Here is an 18,324-nt window from a genome sequence, read left to right on the forward strand (position 1 = left end):
GTGCTCGCCGCCAAGCCCTTGGCTCTGCCGCCGGCCTTCTGGTATCGATGCTCCTGTAAACCTGAACTGGATTGCCGATGACTTATTTCACCGCGTCCGCCCCGTCGCGAAAATGGCTTGCGGCCGTGGCTGGCCTGCTCTCCCTCGCCGCCTCCCCCACCCTCGCCGCCGACGATCCCGAGGTCGCCCCGAAGGGCGCCGCGGTTACGGTGCTGAAGGCGGCGAAATCCTGTTTTGCCAATATCGTCGAGGTGTCCGGCACCATCATTCCGCGCGAGGAGACGCAGGTGCGCCCCGAGCGGATGGGGCTGAAGGTTTCCGAGGTGCTGGCGGATGCCGGCGATACCGTCACCGCGGGCCAGGTGCTGGCGCGGCTGACCTTGCCCGAGGGCGGCTCGGTGACGGTGCAGACGCCGGTGGCGGGGCTGGTTTCGGCCTCGACGGCCGCGGTTGGTGCTGTGGCCTCGGGCAAGGGCGAGGCGCTGTTTTCGGTGATCGCGCGCAGCGAGTTCGACCTGGTCGGCCTGGTGCCGACGCGCGACATCGGCAAGCTCGCGGTCAACCAGGCCGCGCGGATCAAGATCATCGGCGTCGGCGAGGTCGACGGCAAGGTGCGGCGGCTGTCGACCACCGTGCAGCCGGACAGCCAGCTCGGCCAGGCCTTCATCGGCATCACCACCAACCGGCGGCTGCTGGTGAATTCCTCCGCCCGCGCGCTGATCACGACCGGGCAGAGCTGCGGCCTGTCGGTGCCGCTGACCGCTATCCTCTATGGTTCCGCCGGCACCGTGGTGCAGGTGGTGCGGCGCGCCCGCGTCGAAACGCGGCGGGTGGAAACCGGATTGATGTCGGGCGGCCAAGTCGAGATCCGCGAAGGCTCGCAACTGGTCGAAGGCGATATCGTGGTGGCCCGCGCCGGCGCACTGCTGCGCGAAGGCGATCCGGTGCGGGCGGTGACGGCGGCGGATGTGAAGTAGGGATTGCGGCGGCGCAAAATTTATTGTCGTCCCTGCGAAAGCAGGGACCCATACCGCGTGATCTATCCGTAGCGCGCCGTGGCTGATATTTTGCCCACAACAACCATCGGTGGCTATGGGTCCCTGCGTTCGCAGGGACGACGAAACGCATGTATTACGTTTACATCCTCGCCAGCCGCCGTCACGGGACCCTCTATATCGGGGTGACCAATTCCCTCGCCAAGCGGATGGAGCAGCATCGCAACGGCGAAGGCTCGTCGTTCGTCAAAACCTACGGCGTTTACCGGCTGGTCTATGTTGAATCCTACGAGCGGGCGGAAGAGGCCATCGCCCGTGAGAAGCAGTTGAAGCGCTGGAAGCGGGATTGGAAAATTGAGCTGATCGAGCGCGAGAACCTGGAATGGCGCGATCTGAGTGATTTGATTGTTTAGCTGCCCAATTACTGTCGTCTCTGCGAACGCAGGGACCCATACGCCGCGGCAGTTATTGTGCGAATGGTCTCAGCTATCGCGCGTCATCGATAGATCACGCGGTATGGATCCCTGCGCCCGTGCGCAATTGCGCACTAGGCAGGGACGACAGAGTTATCCGCCGATGCGGACGTCTTCCAGCAGGGAGGACGACACCGACGGCACCTGCTCGCCTTCGCTGGCGCGGGAGATGGCGACGCGGGTCTTGTTGAAGACGGTTTCGGCGCCGGTCTGCGCATTCAAATTGTTGAGCAGCTCGGTCACCAGCACGCTGTACTGGCCCTTGCCGTCATCCGTCACCTTGCCGGGCGTGGCCGCCGACAGAACCAGCGCGTTTTCCGGCGGCGAGATCGGGGCGAGGCCGTGGCTGAAGGAGCGAAAGCGGCGCTCATAGGGGTTGCGGCGGGAAGCGTCGACGACGACGAGCTTGGCCTTGGCGCCCTTCTCGGTCATCGCGTCCAGCGCCTGCTCGATGCTGACGCCGGTGCGGCGGACGTCGCTTTCCTTCCAGATCGCGGCATCGACCGGGATCATGTAGCTCTCGCGGCCGACCTGAATGCCGTAGCCGCCGAAGAACAGCATGACGACCGTGTCCTTCCTGATCTTGGACTTCATCCGCTCGACGGCGCGGGCCATGTCGTCCCGAGTGGCGTCTTCCACCACGTCGACGTCAAAACCCTGGGCGCGCAGCGCCACCGTCAGTCCGCGGGCGTCGTTGATGGGCTGCGCCAGCGGCGCGGCAGCATCCGGATAATGGCCGTTGCCGATGACGAGCGCGACACGCGCCGCACCGTTGCCGATCGAGCCGGTCTGCTCGGTCCCGATCGCCTTGGCGGCATCGAGCGAGCGCTTGTTCAACGCCGCATGGGCGCCGATCGCCAACGACACCAGGCCGACCAGAGCGACGGCAATGGTGACGGGGCGACGGGTGATGCGAAGCTGCGTCAAATTCATCGTTTCCATTCCCAATCGTTTTCCAGCGCGCGCCAGTTAGTCGCGCCAATGCCGGTTAGGTTTGAGGGGTTGCCAAATCTGTGCCGCTCAATTGCGCTCAATTTGCGGCACTGCAACAAAGAAACCCTTAACCCGCAGGGCCGGCCGGGGCAACCTCCTTTGGCGCATGGAGCCGATGGCGGTGGATGATGGCCGGAACTCGGGTCAAGTTATGTGATGTCAATCACATTTGTGTTTCCCGCGGACTTGTATAGTTTTCAAGGGCTTGCAGGCCGCGTTCGGCCGGCGGTGGCTGCCTTTAGGTCCCTTGGGGCTTCCGGCAGCCTCGGTTCACCGTTCCGGCTGAAAGAATCGGCATGGGCTTCCAGTATTTCGCCGGCGCGGCGCTTCGCGCGCTGACCGCCCGGAAGGACGGCCCGTCGCTGTACGACGTCTGCGATCCCGTGCTGCTGAACTATCGCGGCGGCGACCCCCATCTCGGAAAATTCTACAAGACCGCGCTCGGCAACCCGGCGTTGCGACCGCTGCTCCGCCGCACCGGGTTGCCCGCCCTGAACGACGAAGGCCGGCTGCAACGGCTGCGCGCGGCGCTGACCCATGCCCGCGACGCCGCCGAGCCGGACTGGGCCGCGGTCGGCGCCCCCATCGCCGAGCTGATGGCCGATATCGGCGTTGAACACCCCCAGCCGGCGAAGGTTGCGGCCACGGCCCGCGCGCCAGCTGCCGCCGAGATCGAGCGCGTGATCCGCCGCTGCGGCGCGCATCTGCTGGGCTCGTTTGCCAAGAACGGCTTCATCCCGACCTATGCGGCGTTCAACCTGCTCGGCGATCCCGACATGGGCGGGCGCGAAATGCTGATGGCGCTGACCGGGCTGAACGCCCGCGGCTACAAGAATTCGACCTTGCTGTTCAACCTGGCGCGGATCTTCATCGCGCATTCGCCGGCGCGCGCGCTGATCAACCCGCCCTGGACGGGGATCGCCGAACCGATGTGGGAGCCGGTACAGATCCGGCACCGCTCGGCCTATTACGACGCGTTCTTCACCGAGGCGCTGCTGAGCTTTGTCGAAACCGGCCTCGCCTCCGGCGAGGAGATCGCGGCGTCGCAGCGCGCGATTGCCGACATGGTGGAGTTTTGCCTGAAGACCAGCGCCGAGGAAGTGCCCTCGCATGACGGCTCCAAGGTGCGGGTGGTCACGGCGCTGGCGCCGGGGTCCGGGCCGCGGTTCTCGCGCTTCTTCGCGCAGATCAAGCAGGACCTCGGCTTCGGTATCTATGTGCCGGATTGCGACACCACGGCGTGTTCGTTCTCGGCCGCGACCCAGGCCGGCTCGACCGATCCGATTCTGGATCAGCCGCTGCTCGACTTCTACCGCGGCTATCAGGTGCGCGAGGGCGCCAACGAACCGCGCGTCACCGTGCCCTTGAACGACCATGTCGATTACGAGGGCGGCGTCGTCACCTGGATCGACAACCTCGCCGGCGAGCGGCCCTACGGCAACGACCTCGATCCGACCCTTAATCTCGACATTCTCGAGGTCAGCTTTCGCCATCTCGGCCGCTGGAAGATCCTCGAGACGCCGCAGCGGCTGGAAACCGTGCACCGCATCATCGGCTTCCAGCGCAAGCTCGCGGAAAGCGGCGCGTTCGCCCAGCCGCGCTCGCACATCTACTACCTGCCGGAGCTCTACTCGGCCTATTTCGGCCGCTGCCATGCCGCGTTCATGGCGTTGCCTTTGGTGGCGCGGCAGGCGATCGATCCCGACGGCCATTTTGAATTCATCCGCGGCAAGGTGCTGGCCTATGTCGAGGGCGAGCTGATTACGCGGGAAATGAATGCGTTCGATGCGGCCTTGGCGCTGATGGCCTTGGCGCATCTCGGCGCCGATGTTGCGACCTTTGCGCCGGCGCTGCATTGCATCGTCGCCCACTTCGGCGAAGGCGGCCGGCATGGGCCCTACAAGGCCTATGAGTGGAACAAGATGAAGACCCCGACGCGGATTCTGGTCGGCGGCCCCGAGGTGACGTCGGCCTTCGTGCTGATGGGGCTGGCGCTGGCGAGAAGGAAAATGGCGAAGAGATGAACGTCTCTTACCCTCCGCTGGAGGGGGAGGGTCGGCACGGATCGAGCGAAGCGAGATTCGTAACGGGGTGGGGTGATCTCTCAACTCGCACCGCTGGTGAGGAGAGACCGTCACCCCACCCCGCCGCTTCGCACCCTCCCCCTCCAGGGGAGGGTGAAGATTTCTCGCGTTAAGTTGAAGGCGGGCGGGTGCCCGGCTGTTGGCAAGCCGGTCTCAATACCCGCACAATGATTAGGCAGGTCTGGATTAGGCAGATTTGATTGAGGCCTTTGCGCTCACTTTCGGGATTGCCGATGACATCGAAGTTCTTGCTCGCCGCCATCCTGTCGCTGCTGCCGGTTCTGGCGCAGGCGGCCGATATCACTGGCGTCCCCAAAATCCGCGAAGGCGACCATATCCAGATCGGCAACAGCCGCATTCGCCTGGGCGGTATCGACGCGCCGGCGGTGGACCAGCTCTGCCTGAACAATTCGGGCGAGCGCTGGACCTGCGGCGTCGCCGCCCGCGACGAACTGATCAAGCATGTCGACGGCAAGAGCTGGACCTGTCATCCCAGAAACACCGATCGCCGCGGCCACACCGTGGCGCGCTGCGAGGTCGAGGGCGAGGACATCCAGAAATGGCTGGTGTCGAACGGCTGGGCGCTGTCCTACACCCGCGTCAGCCACGACTACGACGCCGATGAAAAAGCCGCGCGCGAGGCCAAGGCCGGGATGTGGCAGGGCGCATTCATCGCGCCGTGGGACTGGCGCGTCCGCAACAAGAAGACCGCCATTCTCGGCGCCGCCAAGGCGCCGGAAAATGCCAAATCGATCCTGTTGGCATCGGCCTCGGGCCCGGTCGCGCCCTCGCCCGACTGCACCATCAAGGGCAACGTCAACAGCTCGGGCGAATGCATCTATCACACGCCGGCCAGCCGCTGGTATGCGCGGATCCAGATGCATGTGAACAAGGGCACCCGCTGGTTCTGCTCGGTCGAGGACGCCGAAGCCGCCGGCTGCCGCGAGACCAAACGCTAGCGGCGTTGGGGGCCTCATGGTTCACAAGGCGAAGCGAAGCTTCGTCCGGAGACGCGCGGCGTTGCCGCGCTCCTCACCATGAGGAATTCACAGTCTCTCCTTCATCCTGAGGAGGCGCGTAGCGCCGTCTCGAAGGATGAAGCCTCCGCCAAAGACAGATAAGCTATCATCTGCCAGATCATGATTGCGAGAGCCCGTCCCCGTGTCTGACCTTTACGACGAACTGGAATCGCAGCGGCAGCGCGAGCATTCGCGGCTGGAGCGCGTTCTGCTGCTCTCGCTCGTCGTCGTCGCGGCCTATACCGCGCTGGCCTATCTGCTGCTGCCGTTGTTCTGGACTCATTACGAGCACCAGAAAGGCCTCGCCAACCTGCCGATGGTGACGCGCACCGCGCAAGGCATTCCCGGCGATCCCATGAATGTCGGCCTGGTCGGCAATCTCGGCGACGTGGTCTGCGCGATGCATGCGGCCGGCTGGTATCCGGCCGATCCGATCACGCTGAGATCGTCGATCGAGATCGTCGGCTCCGTGCTGCTGGACCGGCCCTACAGGGATGCGCCGGTGAGCAATCTCTATTATCTCGGCCGCCGCGAGGATCTCGCCTTTGAAAAGCCGATCGGCCAGAACGCCGATCGCCGCAACCATGTGCGTTACTGGAAAGTGCTGGACCAGGGCGAGGAAAAGCGTCCGGTGTGGCTCGGCGCCGCGACGGAAGATCGTGGCGTCGGCGTCAGCCGATATACCGTGGCGGTGACGCATCATATCAGCGCCGACCTCGACGCCGAACGCGCGCTGCTGGCGGCCGATCTGGAAAACGCCGGCATGGTCGACGCCAAATATCAGGTCACCGGCATCGGGCCGACGCTTGCGGGCCACAACGGCGGCGGCGACCTCTATTACACCGACGGCGAGATCTGGGTGCTGCGGCTGGTCGAAGCCTGCAAGAAGCGCGACGGGCCCGCGGTGACGATCCCGAGCCCGCCGGCGACCGAGATGAAGGATCAGATCTGGCACACGATCGCCGATGCGGTGTCGAAGTGATGCGGACCGATGCAGCGAGAACACTCGGAGCAATTGGGTCTTTTTGCGGCTCTGGATGGCGTCGCTGCACTCGCAATGACGGCTTCGATCGCATATTGTGGAACGCAGGGCTGAAGCTCCAAAGTTGAATCTCCGACAAGGAAAACCAACACATGACCGTTCGCGCGGGCCGGGAATTTCTGGCCATCCCCGGGCCCACCACCATGCCCGACGAAGTGCTGCAGGCGATGCATCGCCCGGCGCTCGACATTTATTCCAACGAGATGGTGGAGCTGACGCACGGCCTGCTCGCCGATCTGTCCAAACTGTTCAGAACCAAAGGCCATTCCTACATCTACATCGCCAACGGCCACGGCGCCTGGGAGGCGACCCTCTCCAACGTGCTGTCGCGCGGCGACAAGCTGCTGGTGCTGGAAAGCGGCCGCTTCGCGATCGGCTGGGGCAGTGCCGCCGCCGCGATGGGCGTCGATGTCGAGGTGCTGAAGGGCGACTGGCGCCGCGCGATCCGGCCCGCCGAGGTCGAGGCACGGCTACGCCAAGACAAGGATCACAAGATCAAAGCCATCGTCGCGGTGCAGGTCGACACGGCCTCGGGCGCCTACAACGACATCGAAGCCATCGGCAAGGCGATCAAGTCCTCCGGTCATCCGGCATTGTTCATGGTCGACACCGTGGCGTCGCTCGGCTGCATGCCGTTCGAGATGGACGCATGGGGGATCGACGTCGCGATGTCCGGTTCGCAGAAAGGCCTGATGACACCGCCCGGCCTCGGCTTCGTCGCCGCCAACGACCGCGCCCGCGAAGTGCACAAGAAGGCTGATCTGCGCACGCCCTATTGGGACTGGACCGAGCGCGACGGCAGCGAGCACTACCGCAAATATGCCGGCACCGCGCCGGTGCATCTGTTGTTCGCGTTGCGCAAGGCGATCGACATGCTCACCTCCGAGGGCCTGGAAAACGCCTTCCTGCGCCATAGCCTGCTCGCCGAAGCGGTGCGCCGCGCGGTTTCGGTCTGGGCCGAGGGCCAGGTGCTCGGCTTCAACATTGCCGAGGCGAACGAGCGCTCCAACACCGTTACGACGGTGACGATGAACGGCCATGATCCTGCTGCGCTGCAGCGCTACTGCAAGGAAAAATGCGGCGTGGTGCTCGGCACCGGGATCGGCGACCTCTCGGGCCAGGCGTTCCGGATCGCCCATATGGGTCACGTCAACGCCCCGATGATCCTGGGCACGCTCGGCGTGATCGAAGTCGCGCTCAATGCGCTCGATATCCCCCACGGCAAGGGCGGAACCGAAGCCGCGATCGAATATCTCGGCGAAAGCGTGAGTGCGTGACACTTCACCCTCTCCTGGAGCCCCGTTTCGATTGAATCGAAACGGAACTCTGGACTGCTTATCTTGACGCGCTTTCTTGACGCGAACCGGGGCCGCTTCGCTGGAAAACGCTCTGGCGGGGCGGGCTAAATTACTTGCAGCCCTTCGACTTACGGTGGCTTTTCCTCGCCGCATTTTTCGTGCTTATACTGGCATACAAGTATACAAGCGCCGGACGCTGATCCGCGTAAGAAAAATGCTGGAGGAATCCGATTGGCGTCCGTTGATTTGCGTGGCCTGACCAAGCGCTTTGGTGCGCTTGCCGTGGTCGATAACGTCTCGCTGCGGATCGATCACGGGCAACTGGTCTGCCTGCTCGGTCCATCCGGCTGCGGCAAAACCACGACATTGCGGCTGATCGCGGGATTTCTGGAACCTTCCGACGGCGAAATCCATGTCGGCGACCGGCTGGTATCGTCGAAAGCGCGCACGCTGCCGCCCGAGCAGCGCAAGATGTCGATGATCTTCCAGAGCTACGCGCTGTGGCCGCATATGACGGTCGCCGAAAACATCGTCTATGGCCTGCGCCTGCGCAAAATGGACCGCGACACCATTGCGAAAAAGCTCGCGGCGATTCTCGCCACCACCAAGCTCGAGCCCCTGGCGCAACGCTATCCCGGCGAACTCTCCGGCGGCCAGCAACAGCGCGTGGCGCTGGCGCGCGCGTTGATCGTCGAGCCCGAAACGCTGCTGCTCGACGAGCCCTTGTCGAATCTCGACGCCAATCTGCGCGAGGAGATGCGGTTCGAGATCCGCAGGCTGCACGACGAATATCGCTACACGACGGTTTATGTCACCCACGACCAGTCCGAGGCCATGACCACCGCCGACCTGATCGCGGTCATGAACGGCGGCAAGATCGACCAGCTCGGTTCGCCGGAAGACATCTACGCACGGCCGGAATCAGAATTCGTCGCGCGCTTCATCGGCGCCAGCAACGTCATCAAGGGCACCGCGCGCGACGGCAACCATGTTTCCTTCGCCGGCGCGACCCTGCAGGTGATCGGTGCGCCGCTCGCGGCGGGCCAGAGTGCGGCGGTTGCGATCCGCCAGCACGACATCGGGCTTTCGACCCAGGCGCCGGTTTCGCCCGATAACACGATCAAGGCCGTCGTCACCCGTCAGGTCTATCTCGGCGCCGCGCGCGACTACATGGTCGAAGTCGCCGATGGCACGGCGCTGCGTGTCACCACGCCGACCGAAACCAATGTCGGCAAAGGCAGCGAAGTCTGGCTGACAATGCCGCCGGACCGCTGCCGCGCCTTGAGCCGCTAAATAACAAGAAAGAAACGGGAGGACGCGATGAAACAAACAAGGCCTTCACGACGCGATATCCTCAAAGGCTCGACGGCGCTTGCGCTTGGAACCGTATTCGCCTCCGCGGCCCGCGCCGAGGCGCCGCCGCCGGAAGCGATCACGCCGCAACTGATCGAAGCGGCGAAGAAGGAAGGCAAGGTCGTCTGGTACACCTCGATCGACCTGTCGGTATCCGAGAAAATCGCGGGCTCCTTCAAGGCGAAGTATGGCGTCGAGGTGCGGGTCGAACGCACCGGCGCCGAGCGGGTATTCCAGCGGATCGGACAGGAATACGCCAGCAGCGTTTACGCCGTCGACATCGCCAACTCGTCGGATGCGTCGCATCTGCTGGCCTGGAAGAAGCAGGGCATCCTGCTGCCTTACGTGCCGGAAGACGTCGCGAAGTATTACAAGCCCGAACACCGCGACCCCGATGGCACCTTTGCCGGCTTCCGCGCCACGCTCAGCCCGATCGCCTACAATACCAAGCTGGTGAAACCCGAGGACGCACCGACGAGCTACAAGGACCTGCTCGATCCCAAATGGAAGGGCAAGATCGTCAAGGCGCATCCCGGCTATAGCGGCACCATCCTGACGGCCACTTTCGAAATGGTGCGCGATGTCGGCTGGGAATATTACGAGAACCTCGCCAAGCAGAACATCATGCAGGTGCAGTCGGCGACCGATCCGCCAAAGAAACTGTCACTCGGCGAACGCAGCGTGATGGCCGACGGCACCGAATACAATATCTTCCTGCTCAGGGAATCCGGCCAGCCGGTCGAGGCGGTCTATGCGACGGAAGGAACGCCGTTCATCGTCGGGCCGAACGGCATTTTCAAAGCCGCGCCCAATCCCAATGCGGCAAAACTGTTCCAGAACTACTGCTTCACGCCGGAAGCCCAGCAGATCGTCATCGACGCCGGTGGACTGCGGTCGTTGCATCAACAGGTGAAGGAGCATCCGGGGCGCAAGCCGCTGGCCGACATCAAGCTGATGAAGGAAGACGCCGCCAGCGCCGAGGCTCAAAGCGAAGAGATCAAGGCGCGCTATCAGAAGATCTTCCGCGTTTGACGAAGCCCGAGGGAGTTTCAGCCATGCGAAAAAAACTGAGCCGGCGCGATGTCCTGCAAGGCGCGGCAAACGCTTCCGCGGCGTTGGCAGCGGGAAGCGTGTTCGCCTCGCCGGCTCGCGCCGAGGCTCCCGCGCCGGTCGCGATCTCGCCCGCTCTGGTGGACGCGGCCAAGAAAGAAGCCAAGGTCATTCTGTATTCCTCGATGGACCTGCCGGTCGGCGAAAAGCTCGGCAAGGCGTTCGAGGCCGCCTATCCCGGCATCTCCGTGCAGATCGAGCGTTCCGGTTCGGAGCGGCTGTTTCAGCGGCTCGACCAGGAATTCGGCTCGGGCATCCGCGCTGCCGACATCGTCAACACCTCGGATGCGTCGCACATCATCTCCTGGAAGAAGAACGGCTGGCTGGCGCCGTTCGTGTCTGATGATATCGCCCAGCATTTCCTTCCTGACTATCGCGACCCCGACGGCATGTCCGCGACCTCGCGGATCTATCTGTCGTCGATCGCCTACAACACCAAACTGGTGAAGCCCGAGGACGCACCGAAAAGCTACGCCGACCTGCTCGATCCGAAATGGGCCGGCAAGATGGTCAAGGGCCATCCCGCCTATAGCGGCACCATCATGACCGCGACCTTCCAGTTGATCCGCGAGCTGGGCTGGGACTATCTGGACAAGCTGTCGAAGCAGCGCGTGATGCAGGTGCAGTCGTCGACCGATCCGCCAAAGAAGCTGTCGCTCGGCGAGCGCGCTGTCATGGCCGACGGCAACGAATATGGCGTCGTGCTGCTGAAGGAAGCGGGCCAGCCGGTCGAGCCGATCTATCCGACCGAGGGCACGCCGACGATCTCGGGGCCGACGGCCATCTTCGCTTCGGCGCCGCATCCCAATGCCGCGCGGCTGTTCCAGGCCTGGCTGCACACCCGCGAGACCCAACAGTTCTTCACCGACTACACCGCGCAATATTCGGCGCATGCGCAAGTGGTGCCACACCTGGGACGCCGAAAACTCTCCGACATCAAGCTGATGAAGGAAGATGCGGCCGGCGTCGAGAAAATGGCGGAAGAAATCAAGACGCGCTATGCGCGACTGTTCAGGGTTTAGGGTGCTGCCGCCCCCAACCAACAACGTCATTCCGGGATGGTCCGAAGGACCAGACCCGGAATCTCGAGATTCCCCGATGCGCATTGCGCATCTGAGGTTCGATGCTTCGCATCGCCCCGGAATGACGGAGAGACAATTTACATGACCATCACCACCACTGCCGCCCCGAAAGCCCGCATCGACTGGACCAAGCCGGTGCTGTCGCTGGTTGCGCTCTGCATGGTGGTGCTGATCGCGCTGCCGATGTCCTGGCTTGCGATCTACGCGTTCACCGACAAGGCGCGGCATCCGACGCTGCAGAATTTCGTCACTTTGTTCACCAATCCGGATTTCCTCGATCCGCTGCTGACCACCGCGATCATCGCCACCACTTCGGCTTTGATCTGCTGCCTGGTCGCCGCGCCGATCGGCTGGCTGGTCTCGCGCACCGACATGCCGGGGCGGCAGACCATCCGGGCGCTGGTGACGGCCTCGTTCGTGACGCCGCCGTTTCTCGGCGCGGTCGCCTGGGAACTATTGGCCGCACCGAACAGCGGACTGCTGAACCAGCTTTATCGCACCCTGACCGGCGCCGAGTCGGACTCCTATCTGTTCAACATCTATTCGCTGACCGGGATCATTTTCGTGATCTCCTGCTACACCTTTCCGTTCGTGTTCGTGCTGGTGGCCAATGCGCTCGACAATATGCCGGGCGAACTCGAAGACGCGTCCGCCATTCTCGGCGGCAAGGCCTGGACCACGGCGCGGCGTATCACGATTCCGCTGGCGCTGCCGGCGCTGGTCGCCGGCGCGCTGATCGCCTTTTTGCAGGCGATGACGCTGTTCGGATCGCCCGCGATCCTGGCGCTGCCCGCCGGCTTCCACACCATGACCACGAAAATCTGGAGCCTGTTCCAGTATCCGCCGAAGCTGGAACTCGCGGCGGCCGCCGCGGTGCCGCTGCTGGTGCTGACGATCCTGCTGCTGCAGGGCCAGAAATTCCTGCTCGGCCGCCGCGGCTATTCGGTGGTCGGCGGCAAATATGGCGCGCCGCGCCAGGTCGAACTGAAAGCCTGGCGCTGGGTCGCGCTGGCGTTCTGCCTGGTCGTGCTGCTCAATCCGGTGTTCCTGCCGTACATGGCGTTGCTCAACGCGGCGTTCTCGCCGAACGCGACCACGCTGGTGACGCCGTCGACCGCGACCTGGCACAACGTCGTCTTCGTGTTCACGGAATTGTCGTCGACCCAGCTCGCGCTCAAGAACACGGTGATCCTGGGCGCCTCCACCGCGACCATCGGCACCGCCCTCGCGCTGGTGATTGCCTATGTCACCACCCGCCGCGTGATTAGGGGCCACCGTATCCTCGGCTTTCTCGCCACCGCCCCCGTTGCGGTGCCCGGCATCGTGCTCGGCGTCGGCCTGTTCCTGAGCTACACGCGACCGCCCTTCGTGCTCTACGGCACGCTGTGGATCCTGCTGATCGCGTTTCTCACCATCAACCTGCCGTCGGCCTATCAGCAATTGCAGGCGGCGTTCGCCACCATCCATCCCGAACTGGAAGACGCCAGCCGCATCCTCGGCGCGACACGGCTGCAATCGCTGCGCCAGATCACCGCTCCCTTGCTGCGCACCGGCGTGATCGCGACCTGGTGCTTCATCTTCATCGGCGTGATGCGGGAACTGTCGGCAGCGATCGTGCTGTTCACCTCGCAGACCAAGGTGTTGAGCGTGCTGATCTACGATCTCAACGAAAGCGGCGACCTCGCCGCGATCTCGGTGCTCGGCATCGCGATGCTGGTGATTACCTTCGCGGTGGTGATGGCCGTCAACCGGATCCCGATGTTCGGCGGCAACGCGACGGCGCGGTTGAGGAATAGCTGAACCCTCATGGTGAGGAGGCGTGAAGCGCCGTCTCGAACCATGAGGCCACGGCTGTGCCATTCATCCTTCGAGACGCAGGCTACGCCTGTTCCTCAGGATGAGGCCTTCTACCGTTCCAGCCGATACGCATCGACCTGCGACTTGAGCTGCTCCAGCGACGCCAGCGGGGCCGACGGCTCGACGGCGTATTTCCGCTCCGCCAGCCACGACAGCACCTTCAGGTCGATCGCCGGCGAATGGTGGATGACGTCGCCGTAATTTTTAAGGTCATGCGTTACTTCCTTCACCGCACGAAAATCGAACAGGCGCACGTTGGGAAATTGCAGCAGGCGCGGAAACGCGTAAGCGGTAAAATCGTAGACGGTCTTCAGCGCCGACGGCGCAGCGTCCCGCATCGCCGCGAATTGCAGGATCGAATAAGGTGGGAAGTAAATATCAAACGTTACGTCCGGATGTTTCGAAATCAACCCAACGGCATCGCGCTCGAAGGCCCGGACCATCGCCTCATACGCGTAGCCGTCGGCGAGATAGCGGCTGCGCACGGGATCGGTGATGTGCTTGTAGGCGGCGAGCGCCTTTCTGGCATTGTAGCTTCCGGCGACGTCGTATTCGGGCGGCAGCGAATTGATGTCGTCGACATCGGCGATCGGGAACTTGAAGACCAGGTCCGACGTCAGCTGCGCGACGGCGGGCTCAAGCTGCGGCAGCGATCGCGCCAGGATCCACAGCGACTCCCGCGCCATCTGGCCGCTGAACAGATAGCCGGCAAGGCCCGCGGCACTGCGGCGATAGAGCCCAGAGGGAAGATAGACATCGGAATCCGGCTCCGGCGCATCGTGAAAAATCCAGTCGTCGAGCTGCCAGACCACGCGCTTGGGATGGCGCGCCATCGCCGCATCAAGCACAAAGCTCTGTTCGCGCGAGCTCGATCCCGTCATCGACAGTTTTAGCGAACGACCGCCCAGGATCCGGTCGATGTCGCGCTGACGGAAATGAATGGCGAGCGAGGTACCCATGACGGTGGTGTCGAATGGCTGGCTTTGGATCAGGCCGGCGTCCTGCATTCGCGTGTCAGCCGAGTACATCGCCGGAAACAGCCGCGCCGGGCGGAACAACTGCAGGGGATCGACGACAAAGTTGAGCGCCGCCGCCATCAGCATGATGAACGCGCCCGCGCACAGAAACTTCAGGAGATTTTTGGCGACAGGGCTCATCAGAACCTGAAGTAGATGAATTCGCTGTGCTGCTGGATTCCCAGGATCCCGAACGCCAGCACCGCGGCGGTGGCATAGAGGAACCAGGGACGCAGCCGCGCCTTGGCCAGATTGTCGCCGACAGTGCGGCGCGCGTGATCGTAGCCCATGATCGCCTGCGTGTTCGGCGCGAACCACGCCAGCGCGGCGTAGCCCGCGATGAGGGTAAGATTCGCGATCTCGGCGCGGCCGAGCGCGAGCCGGCTCGGATCGGCCATCCGCACCAACACATAGACAGCCGAGTCGATATTATCGGCGCGGAAGAACACCCAGGCGACGACAACCGAAAGAAACGTTAGCCCGGCAGCCGCCAACGTCGCGGCCGGCCGTAGCCGCGGCGCGACCTCCGGACCAAACCGGTTCCAGGCGTGATTGATACAGAGATAGGCGCCGTGCAGCGCGCCCCAAACCACAAACGTCCAGGCCGCGCCATGCCAGAGGCCCCCGAGCAGCATCGTGATGACAAGGTTGACATAGCGCCACACCGGGCCACGCCGGTTGCCGCCGAGCGGGATGTAGAGATAGTCGCGTAAAAACTGCGACAGCGTCATGTGCCAGCGCCGCCAGAAATCGATGATCGAGGTGGCCTTGTAGGGCGAGTTGAAATTCAGCGGCAGGAAGATGCCGAACATCAGCGATATTCCGATCGCCATGTCGGAATAGCCGGAGAAGTCGAAATAGAGCTGAAACGTATAGGCGAGCGCGCCGGTCCAGGCCTGATCAAAGGTCGGCGACCCCGGACCGAACACGGGTCCGACCAACGGCTGAATGCCGTCGGCCAGACAGGTCTTCTTGAACAGCCCGATCGCAAAGATGATCAGGCCGCACAAAATGAGATGCGGATCCGGGCGTTTTGTTTCGGCACGCTCGAACTGCGGGATCATGTCCCGGTGGTGCAGGATCGGCCCCGCGATCAGATGCGGGAAGTAGGTGACGAACAGCGCGTAATGCGGCAGCGCGTAGCGCGCGACCTTGCCTCGGTAAGCATCGACCAGAAACGCGATCTGGGTGAAGCTATAGAAGGAGATGCCGACCGGCAGCAGGATGTGGACGACAAAGCCGGTAGAAAACAGCGCGTTGAAATTGGCGGCGAGAAAGCCGGCATATTTGAAGATGCCGAGCACAAGCAGATCGCCGGCCACGCCGGCCGTGAGCACCACAAACCGCACCCTGGGGCGCAAATCCCTCGCAATCAAGAGATAGCCGACACCGTAATTGAACGCGATCGACGCCAACAGCAACAGCACGAACGGCCAGTTGCTGAACGCGTAAAACGCCAGAGACGCCAGCGCCAGCCAGATGACCGGGGCCAGATTGCTGCCGCGGCCGAGCGCGAAATAGCCCGCCAGCACGACCGGCAGGAACAAAAAAATGAACGAATAGGAATTGAAGAGCATCGGGCTTTCCCGGCGGGGCCGAAAAGCCTAACCATACAACGCGGGAGGCAACAACCCTGCGCGCCCGGGTGTGGCAATCCGCGCGTTGAGATACGATATAAGGCATCAGGTTCCTTCTCGTCATGCGCGGGCTTGACCCGCGCATCCATCTGGAAAGAAGGCTTCTTCAAAAGGATGGATTGCCGGGTCAAGCCCGGCAATGACAGCTTCCCAGACTAACGAGGATCGAGTGACACAGACCGTAACCAAAAAACCTTCGCTCTCGGCGCCGTCAGCGCCGCGCCGGCCGCATACGTTCACCACCCACGGCATATCAGTGACGGACGACTACGCCTGGCTCAAGGACGAGAAGTGGCAGGAAGTGCTGCGCGATCCCACGATCCTCGACGGCGATATCCGCACCTATCTGGAAGCCGAGAACGACTACACCGAAGGCCTGCTCGGCCACACCACGCCGTTGCAGAAGAAGCTGGTCGCGGAGATGCGCGGGCGGATCAAGGAAGACGATTCCAGCGTGCCGTCGCCGGACGGCCCGTTCGCCTATTTCCGTAAATTCCGCGAAGGCGGCCAGCACGAGATTTTCGCGCGCACGGCGCGCGACGGCGGCAATGAGACGACCGTGCTCGATGGCGACGCGCTGGCGGCCACCCACGACTATTTCAAGTTCGGCGGCAGCCGGCATTCGCCCGACCACAAGCTGCACGCCTGGAGCGCCGACACCAAGGGTTCGGAATATTTCTCGATCCGGGTCCGCGACTGGGCTGACGGCACCGACCGCGACGATCTGGTCGAGGAGACCGACGGCGGCGTGGTCTGGAGCACGGACGGCGCGAGCTTCTTCTACGTCAAGCTCGACGACAATCACCGCCCGATGCAGGTCTGGCGTCATCGTCTCGGCACCAAACAGGCCGACGATACGCTGGTCTATGAGGAGCAGGACTCCGGCTGGTTCACCCATCTGCACGAGAGTTCCTCCGGCCGGTTCTGCGTGATTGCCGGCGGCGACCACGAGACGTCAGAGCAGCGGCTGATCGATCTGGCGCATCCCGAGACGCCGCCGCGGCTGGTCGCGGCGCGCGAGGAAGACGTGCAATATTCGATCGCCGATCGTGGCGACGAATTGTTCATTCTCACCAATGCGGACGGCGCGATCGACTTCAAGGTCGTCACCGCTCCCCTCGCTTCGCCGGAGCGGGCCAACTGGCGCGATTTGATTCCCTACCGCGAAGGCGTCTATGTGCTCGATGTCGAGCTCTACGCCAATCACATGGTGCGGCTGGAGCGCGCCAACGCGCTGCCTGCCATCATCATCCGCGACCTCACGAGCGGCGAAGAGCATGCCATCGCCTTCGACGAGGCGGCCTACTCGCTCGACACCATGGGCGGTTACGAATTCGAAACCACCAACCTGCGGTTTTCCTATTCCTCGATGACGACGCCGTCGGAAGTCTATGACTACGACATGGCAAAGCGGACGCGCGTGTTGCGCAAGCGCCAGGAGATTCCGTCCGGCCACAACCCGGCCGATTACGTCACCACCCGCATCATGGCGACGGCACAGGACGGCGCTCAAGTGCCGGTCTCGATCCTGCACCGCAAAGACCTGGTGCGCGACGGCAGCGCGCCGCTGCTGCTCTATGGCTACGGCTCCTACGGCATGGCGATGCCGGCCTCGTTCGCCGCCAACCGGCTGTCGCTGGTCGACCGCGGTTTTGTTTACGCGATCGCGCATATCCGCGGCGGCGCCGACAAGGGCTGGGGCTGGTATCTCGATGGCAAGCGCGAGAAGAAGACCAACAGCTTTGACGATTTCGCGGCCTCTGCCCGCGCGCTGATCGAAGCTAAATACACGAATGAAAAACGCATCGTCGGCCATGGCGGCAGCGCCGGCGGCATGCTGATGGGCGCGGTCGCCAACCGTTCCGGCGAGCTGTTCGCTGGCATCGTCGCCGAAGTGCCGTTCGTCGACGTGCTCAACACCATGCTCGACGACACCCTGCCGCTGACGCCGCCGGAATGGCCGGAATGGGGCAACCCGATCGAGAGCGAAAAGGACTTTCGCACCATCCTGTCCTACTCGCCCTACGACAATGTCGCGGCCAAGGACTATCCGCCGATTCTCGCGATGGGCGGCCTGACCGATCCGCGCGTCACCTATTGGGAGCCGGCGAAATGGATCGCGCGCCTGCGCGCGACCATGACCGGCGGCGGCCCGGTGCTGTTGCGCACCAACATGGGCGCCGGCCACGGCGGCGCGTCGGGCCGATTCAACCGGCTCGACGAAGTCGCGATCGTCTATGCGTTCGCGCTGTGGGCGGTGGGGATGGCGGAGAAGGGCGAGGTGTGAGTCTCGCCTGTCGTCCCGGCGAACGCCGGGACCCATACCGCGTGATTTATCCATGGGGCAGGATGGCTGACGTCGTCT

At 63.6% G+C, this 18,324-nt stretch carries 14 protein-coding genes; 11 read left to right on the plus strand and 3 right to left on the minus strand.

The annotated features are described in order from the left end of the window. Positions 1–77 precede the first annotated feature (77 nt). Together BLR13_RS16370 and BLR13_RS16375 are read left to right on the plus strand one after the other, a co-directional pair. The gene (locus tag BLR13_RS16370; protein ID WP_074821902.1) at positions 78–977 is read left to right on the plus strand and encodes an efflux RND transporter periplasmic adaptor subunit; all 900 of its coding nucleotides are present in this window, start codon (positions 78–80) and stop codon (positions 975–977) included. Positions 978–1,126: 149 nt separating this feature from the next. Further along, positions 1,127–1,408, plus strand: coding sequence for a GIY-YIG nuclease family protein (locus BLR13_RS16375; RefSeq protein WP_074821898.1), 282 nt, complete (start codon positions 1,127–1,129; stop codon positions 1,406–1,408). Positions 1,409–1,561: 153 nt separating this feature from the next. Here BLR13_RS16375 and BLR13_RS16380 read toward each other — a convergent pair whose 3' ends face one another. Then, positions 1,562–2,401 (minus strand): caspase family protein, encoded by an 840-nt coding sequence (locus BLR13_RS16380; RefSeq protein WP_074831442.1) that lies wholly within the window; start codon positions 2,399–2,401, stop codon positions 1,562–1,564. A 356-nt stretch (positions 2,402–2,757) separates the two neighbouring features. Here BLR13_RS16380 and BLR13_RS16385 point away from each other — a divergent pair, with 356 nt between their 5' ends. The 8 genes from BLR13_RS16385 (at position 2,758) to BLR13_RS16420 (ending at position 13,249) form a co-directional block, all read left to right on the plus strand. Beyond that, positions 2,758–4,485 (plus strand): hypothetical protein, encoded by a 1,728-nt coding sequence (locus BLR13_RS16385; RefSeq protein ID WP_074821894.1) that lies wholly within the window; start codon positions 2,758–2,760, stop codon positions 4,483–4,485. Between the two features lie 293 nt (positions 4,486–4,778). Beyond that, positions 4,779–5,504, plus strand: a complete 726-nt coding sequence (locus BLR13_RS16390) for a thermonuclease family protein (protein ID WP_074821892.1) — start codon at positions 4,779–4,781, stop codon at positions 5,502–5,504. A 202-nt stretch (positions 5,505–5,706) separates the two neighbouring features. After that, positions 5,707–6,546, plus strand: coding sequence for an LssY C-terminal domain-containing protein (locus BLR13_RS16395; protein WP_074821889.1), 840 nt, complete (start codon positions 5,707–5,709; stop codon positions 6,544–6,546). 152 nt (positions 6,547–6,698) lie between these two features. Beyond that, positions 6,699–7,883, plus strand: a complete 1,185-nt coding sequence (locus BLR13_RS16400; RefSeq protein WP_074821887.1) for a pyridoxal-phosphate-dependent aminotransferase family protein — start codon at positions 6,699–6,701, stop codon at positions 7,881–7,883. Between the two features lie 252 nt (positions 7,884–8,135). Beyond that, positions 8,136–9,197, plus strand: coding sequence for an ABC transporter ATP-binding protein (locus BLR13_RS16405; RefSeq protein ID WP_074821885.1), 1,062 nt, complete (start codon positions 8,136–8,138; stop codon positions 9,195–9,197). A gap of 27 nt (positions 9,198–9,224) precedes the next feature. Then, on the plus strand, positions 9,225–10,289 hold the full coding sequence (locus tag BLR13_RS16410) for a substrate-binding domain-containing protein (protein WP_074821882.1): 1,065 nt from the start codon (positions 9,225–9,227) through the stop codon (positions 10,287–10,289). 23 nt (positions 10,290–10,312) lie between these two features. Further along, positions 10,313–11,389 carry an ABC transporter substrate-binding protein gene (locus tag BLR13_RS16415; protein ID WP_074821879.1) on the plus strand — a complete coding sequence of 359 codons (1,077 nt, stop codon included), beginning with the start codon at positions 10,313–10,315 and terminating at the stop codon, positions 11,387–11,389. 141 nt (positions 11,390–11,530) lie between these two features. Continuing rightward, on the plus strand, positions 11,531–13,249 hold the full coding sequence (locus tag BLR13_RS16420) for an ABC transporter permease (protein ID WP_074821876.1): 1,719 nt from the start codon (positions 11,531–11,533) through the stop codon (positions 13,247–13,249). A gap of 107 nt (positions 13,250–13,356) precedes the next feature. Here BLR13_RS16420 and BLR13_RS16425 read toward each other — a convergent pair whose 3' ends face one another. Further along, entirely contained in the window at positions 13,357–14,463 is a 1,107-nt protein-coding gene (locus BLR13_RS16425) for a hypothetical protein (protein ID WP_074821871.1), read from the minus strand. Further along, positions 14,463–15,899: an MBOAT family O-acyltransferase gene (locus BLR13_RS16430; RefSeq protein ID WP_074821866.1), complete on the minus strand. Its 1,437-nt coding sequence runs from the start codon at positions 15,897–15,899 to the stop codon at positions 14,463–14,465. The genes BLR13_RS16425 and BLR13_RS16430 overlap by 1 nt, the downstream gene beginning before the upstream one ends. 229 nt (positions 15,900–16,128) lie before the next feature. On the opposite strand from BLR13_RS16430, the gene BLR13_RS16435 reads away from it, so the two are divergent. After that, entirely contained in the window at positions 16,129–18,246 is a 2,118-nt protein-coding gene (locus BLR13_RS16435; protein ID WP_433994268.1) for a S9 family peptidase, read from the plus strand. Positions 18,247–18,324: the final 78 nt, after the last annotated feature.

The sequence above is a fragment of the Bradyrhizobium ottawaense genome, from assembly GCF_900099825.1.
Lineage (GTDB): Bacteria > Pseudomonadota > Alphaproteobacteria > Rhizobiales > Xanthobacteraceae > Bradyrhizobium > Bradyrhizobium ottawaense_A.

What these genes read in the sequence shown, in the direction of transcription:
- BLR13_RS16430 (WP_074821866.1), bottom strand. Translation starts at nt 15,899, where the DNA reads ATGCTCTTCAATTCCTATTCGTTCATTTTTTTGTTCCTGCCGGTCGTG.
- BLR13_RS16400 (WP_074821887.1), top strand. Translation starts at nt 6,699, where the DNA reads ATGACCGTTCGCGCGGGCCGGGAATTTCTGGCCATCCCCGGGCCCACC.
- BLR13_RS16380 (WP_074831442.1), bottom strand. Translation starts at nt 2,401, where the DNA reads ATGAATTTGACGCAGCTTCGCATCACCCGTCGCCCCGTCACCATTGCC.
- BLR13_RS16390 (WP_074821892.1), top strand. Translation starts at nt 4,779, where the DNA reads ATGACATCGAAGTTCTTGCTCGCCGCCATCCTGTCGCTGCTGCCGGTT.
- BLR13_RS16420 (WP_074821876.1), top strand. Translation starts at nt 11,531, where the DNA reads ATGACCATCACCACCACTGCCGCCCCGAAAGCCCGCATCGACTGGACC.
- BLR13_RS16425 (WP_074821871.1), bottom strand. Translation starts at nt 14,463, where the DNA reads ATGAGCCCTGTCGCCAAAAATCTCCTGAAGTTTCTGTGCGCGGGCGCG.
- BLR13_RS16375 (WP_074821898.1), top strand. Translation starts at nt 1,127, where the DNA reads ATGTATTACGTTTACATCCTCGCCAGCCGCCGTCACGGGACCCTCTAT.
- BLR13_RS16385 (WP_074821894.1), top strand. Translation starts at nt 2,758, where the DNA reads ATGGGCTTCCAGTATTTCGCCGGCGCGGCGCTTCGCGCGCTGACCGCC.
- BLR13_RS16410 (WP_074821882.1), top strand. Translation starts at nt 9,225, where the DNA reads ATGAAACAAACAAGGCCTTCACGACGCGATATCCTCAAAGGCTCGACG.
- BLR13_RS16415 (WP_074821879.1), top strand. Translation starts at nt 10,313, where the DNA reads ATGCGAAAAAAACTGAGCCGGCGCGATGTCCTGCAAGGCGCGGCAAAC.
- BLR13_RS16370 (WP_074821902.1), top strand. Translation starts at nt 78, where the DNA reads ATGACTTATTTCACCGCGTCCGCCCCGTCGCGAAAATGGCTTGCGGCC.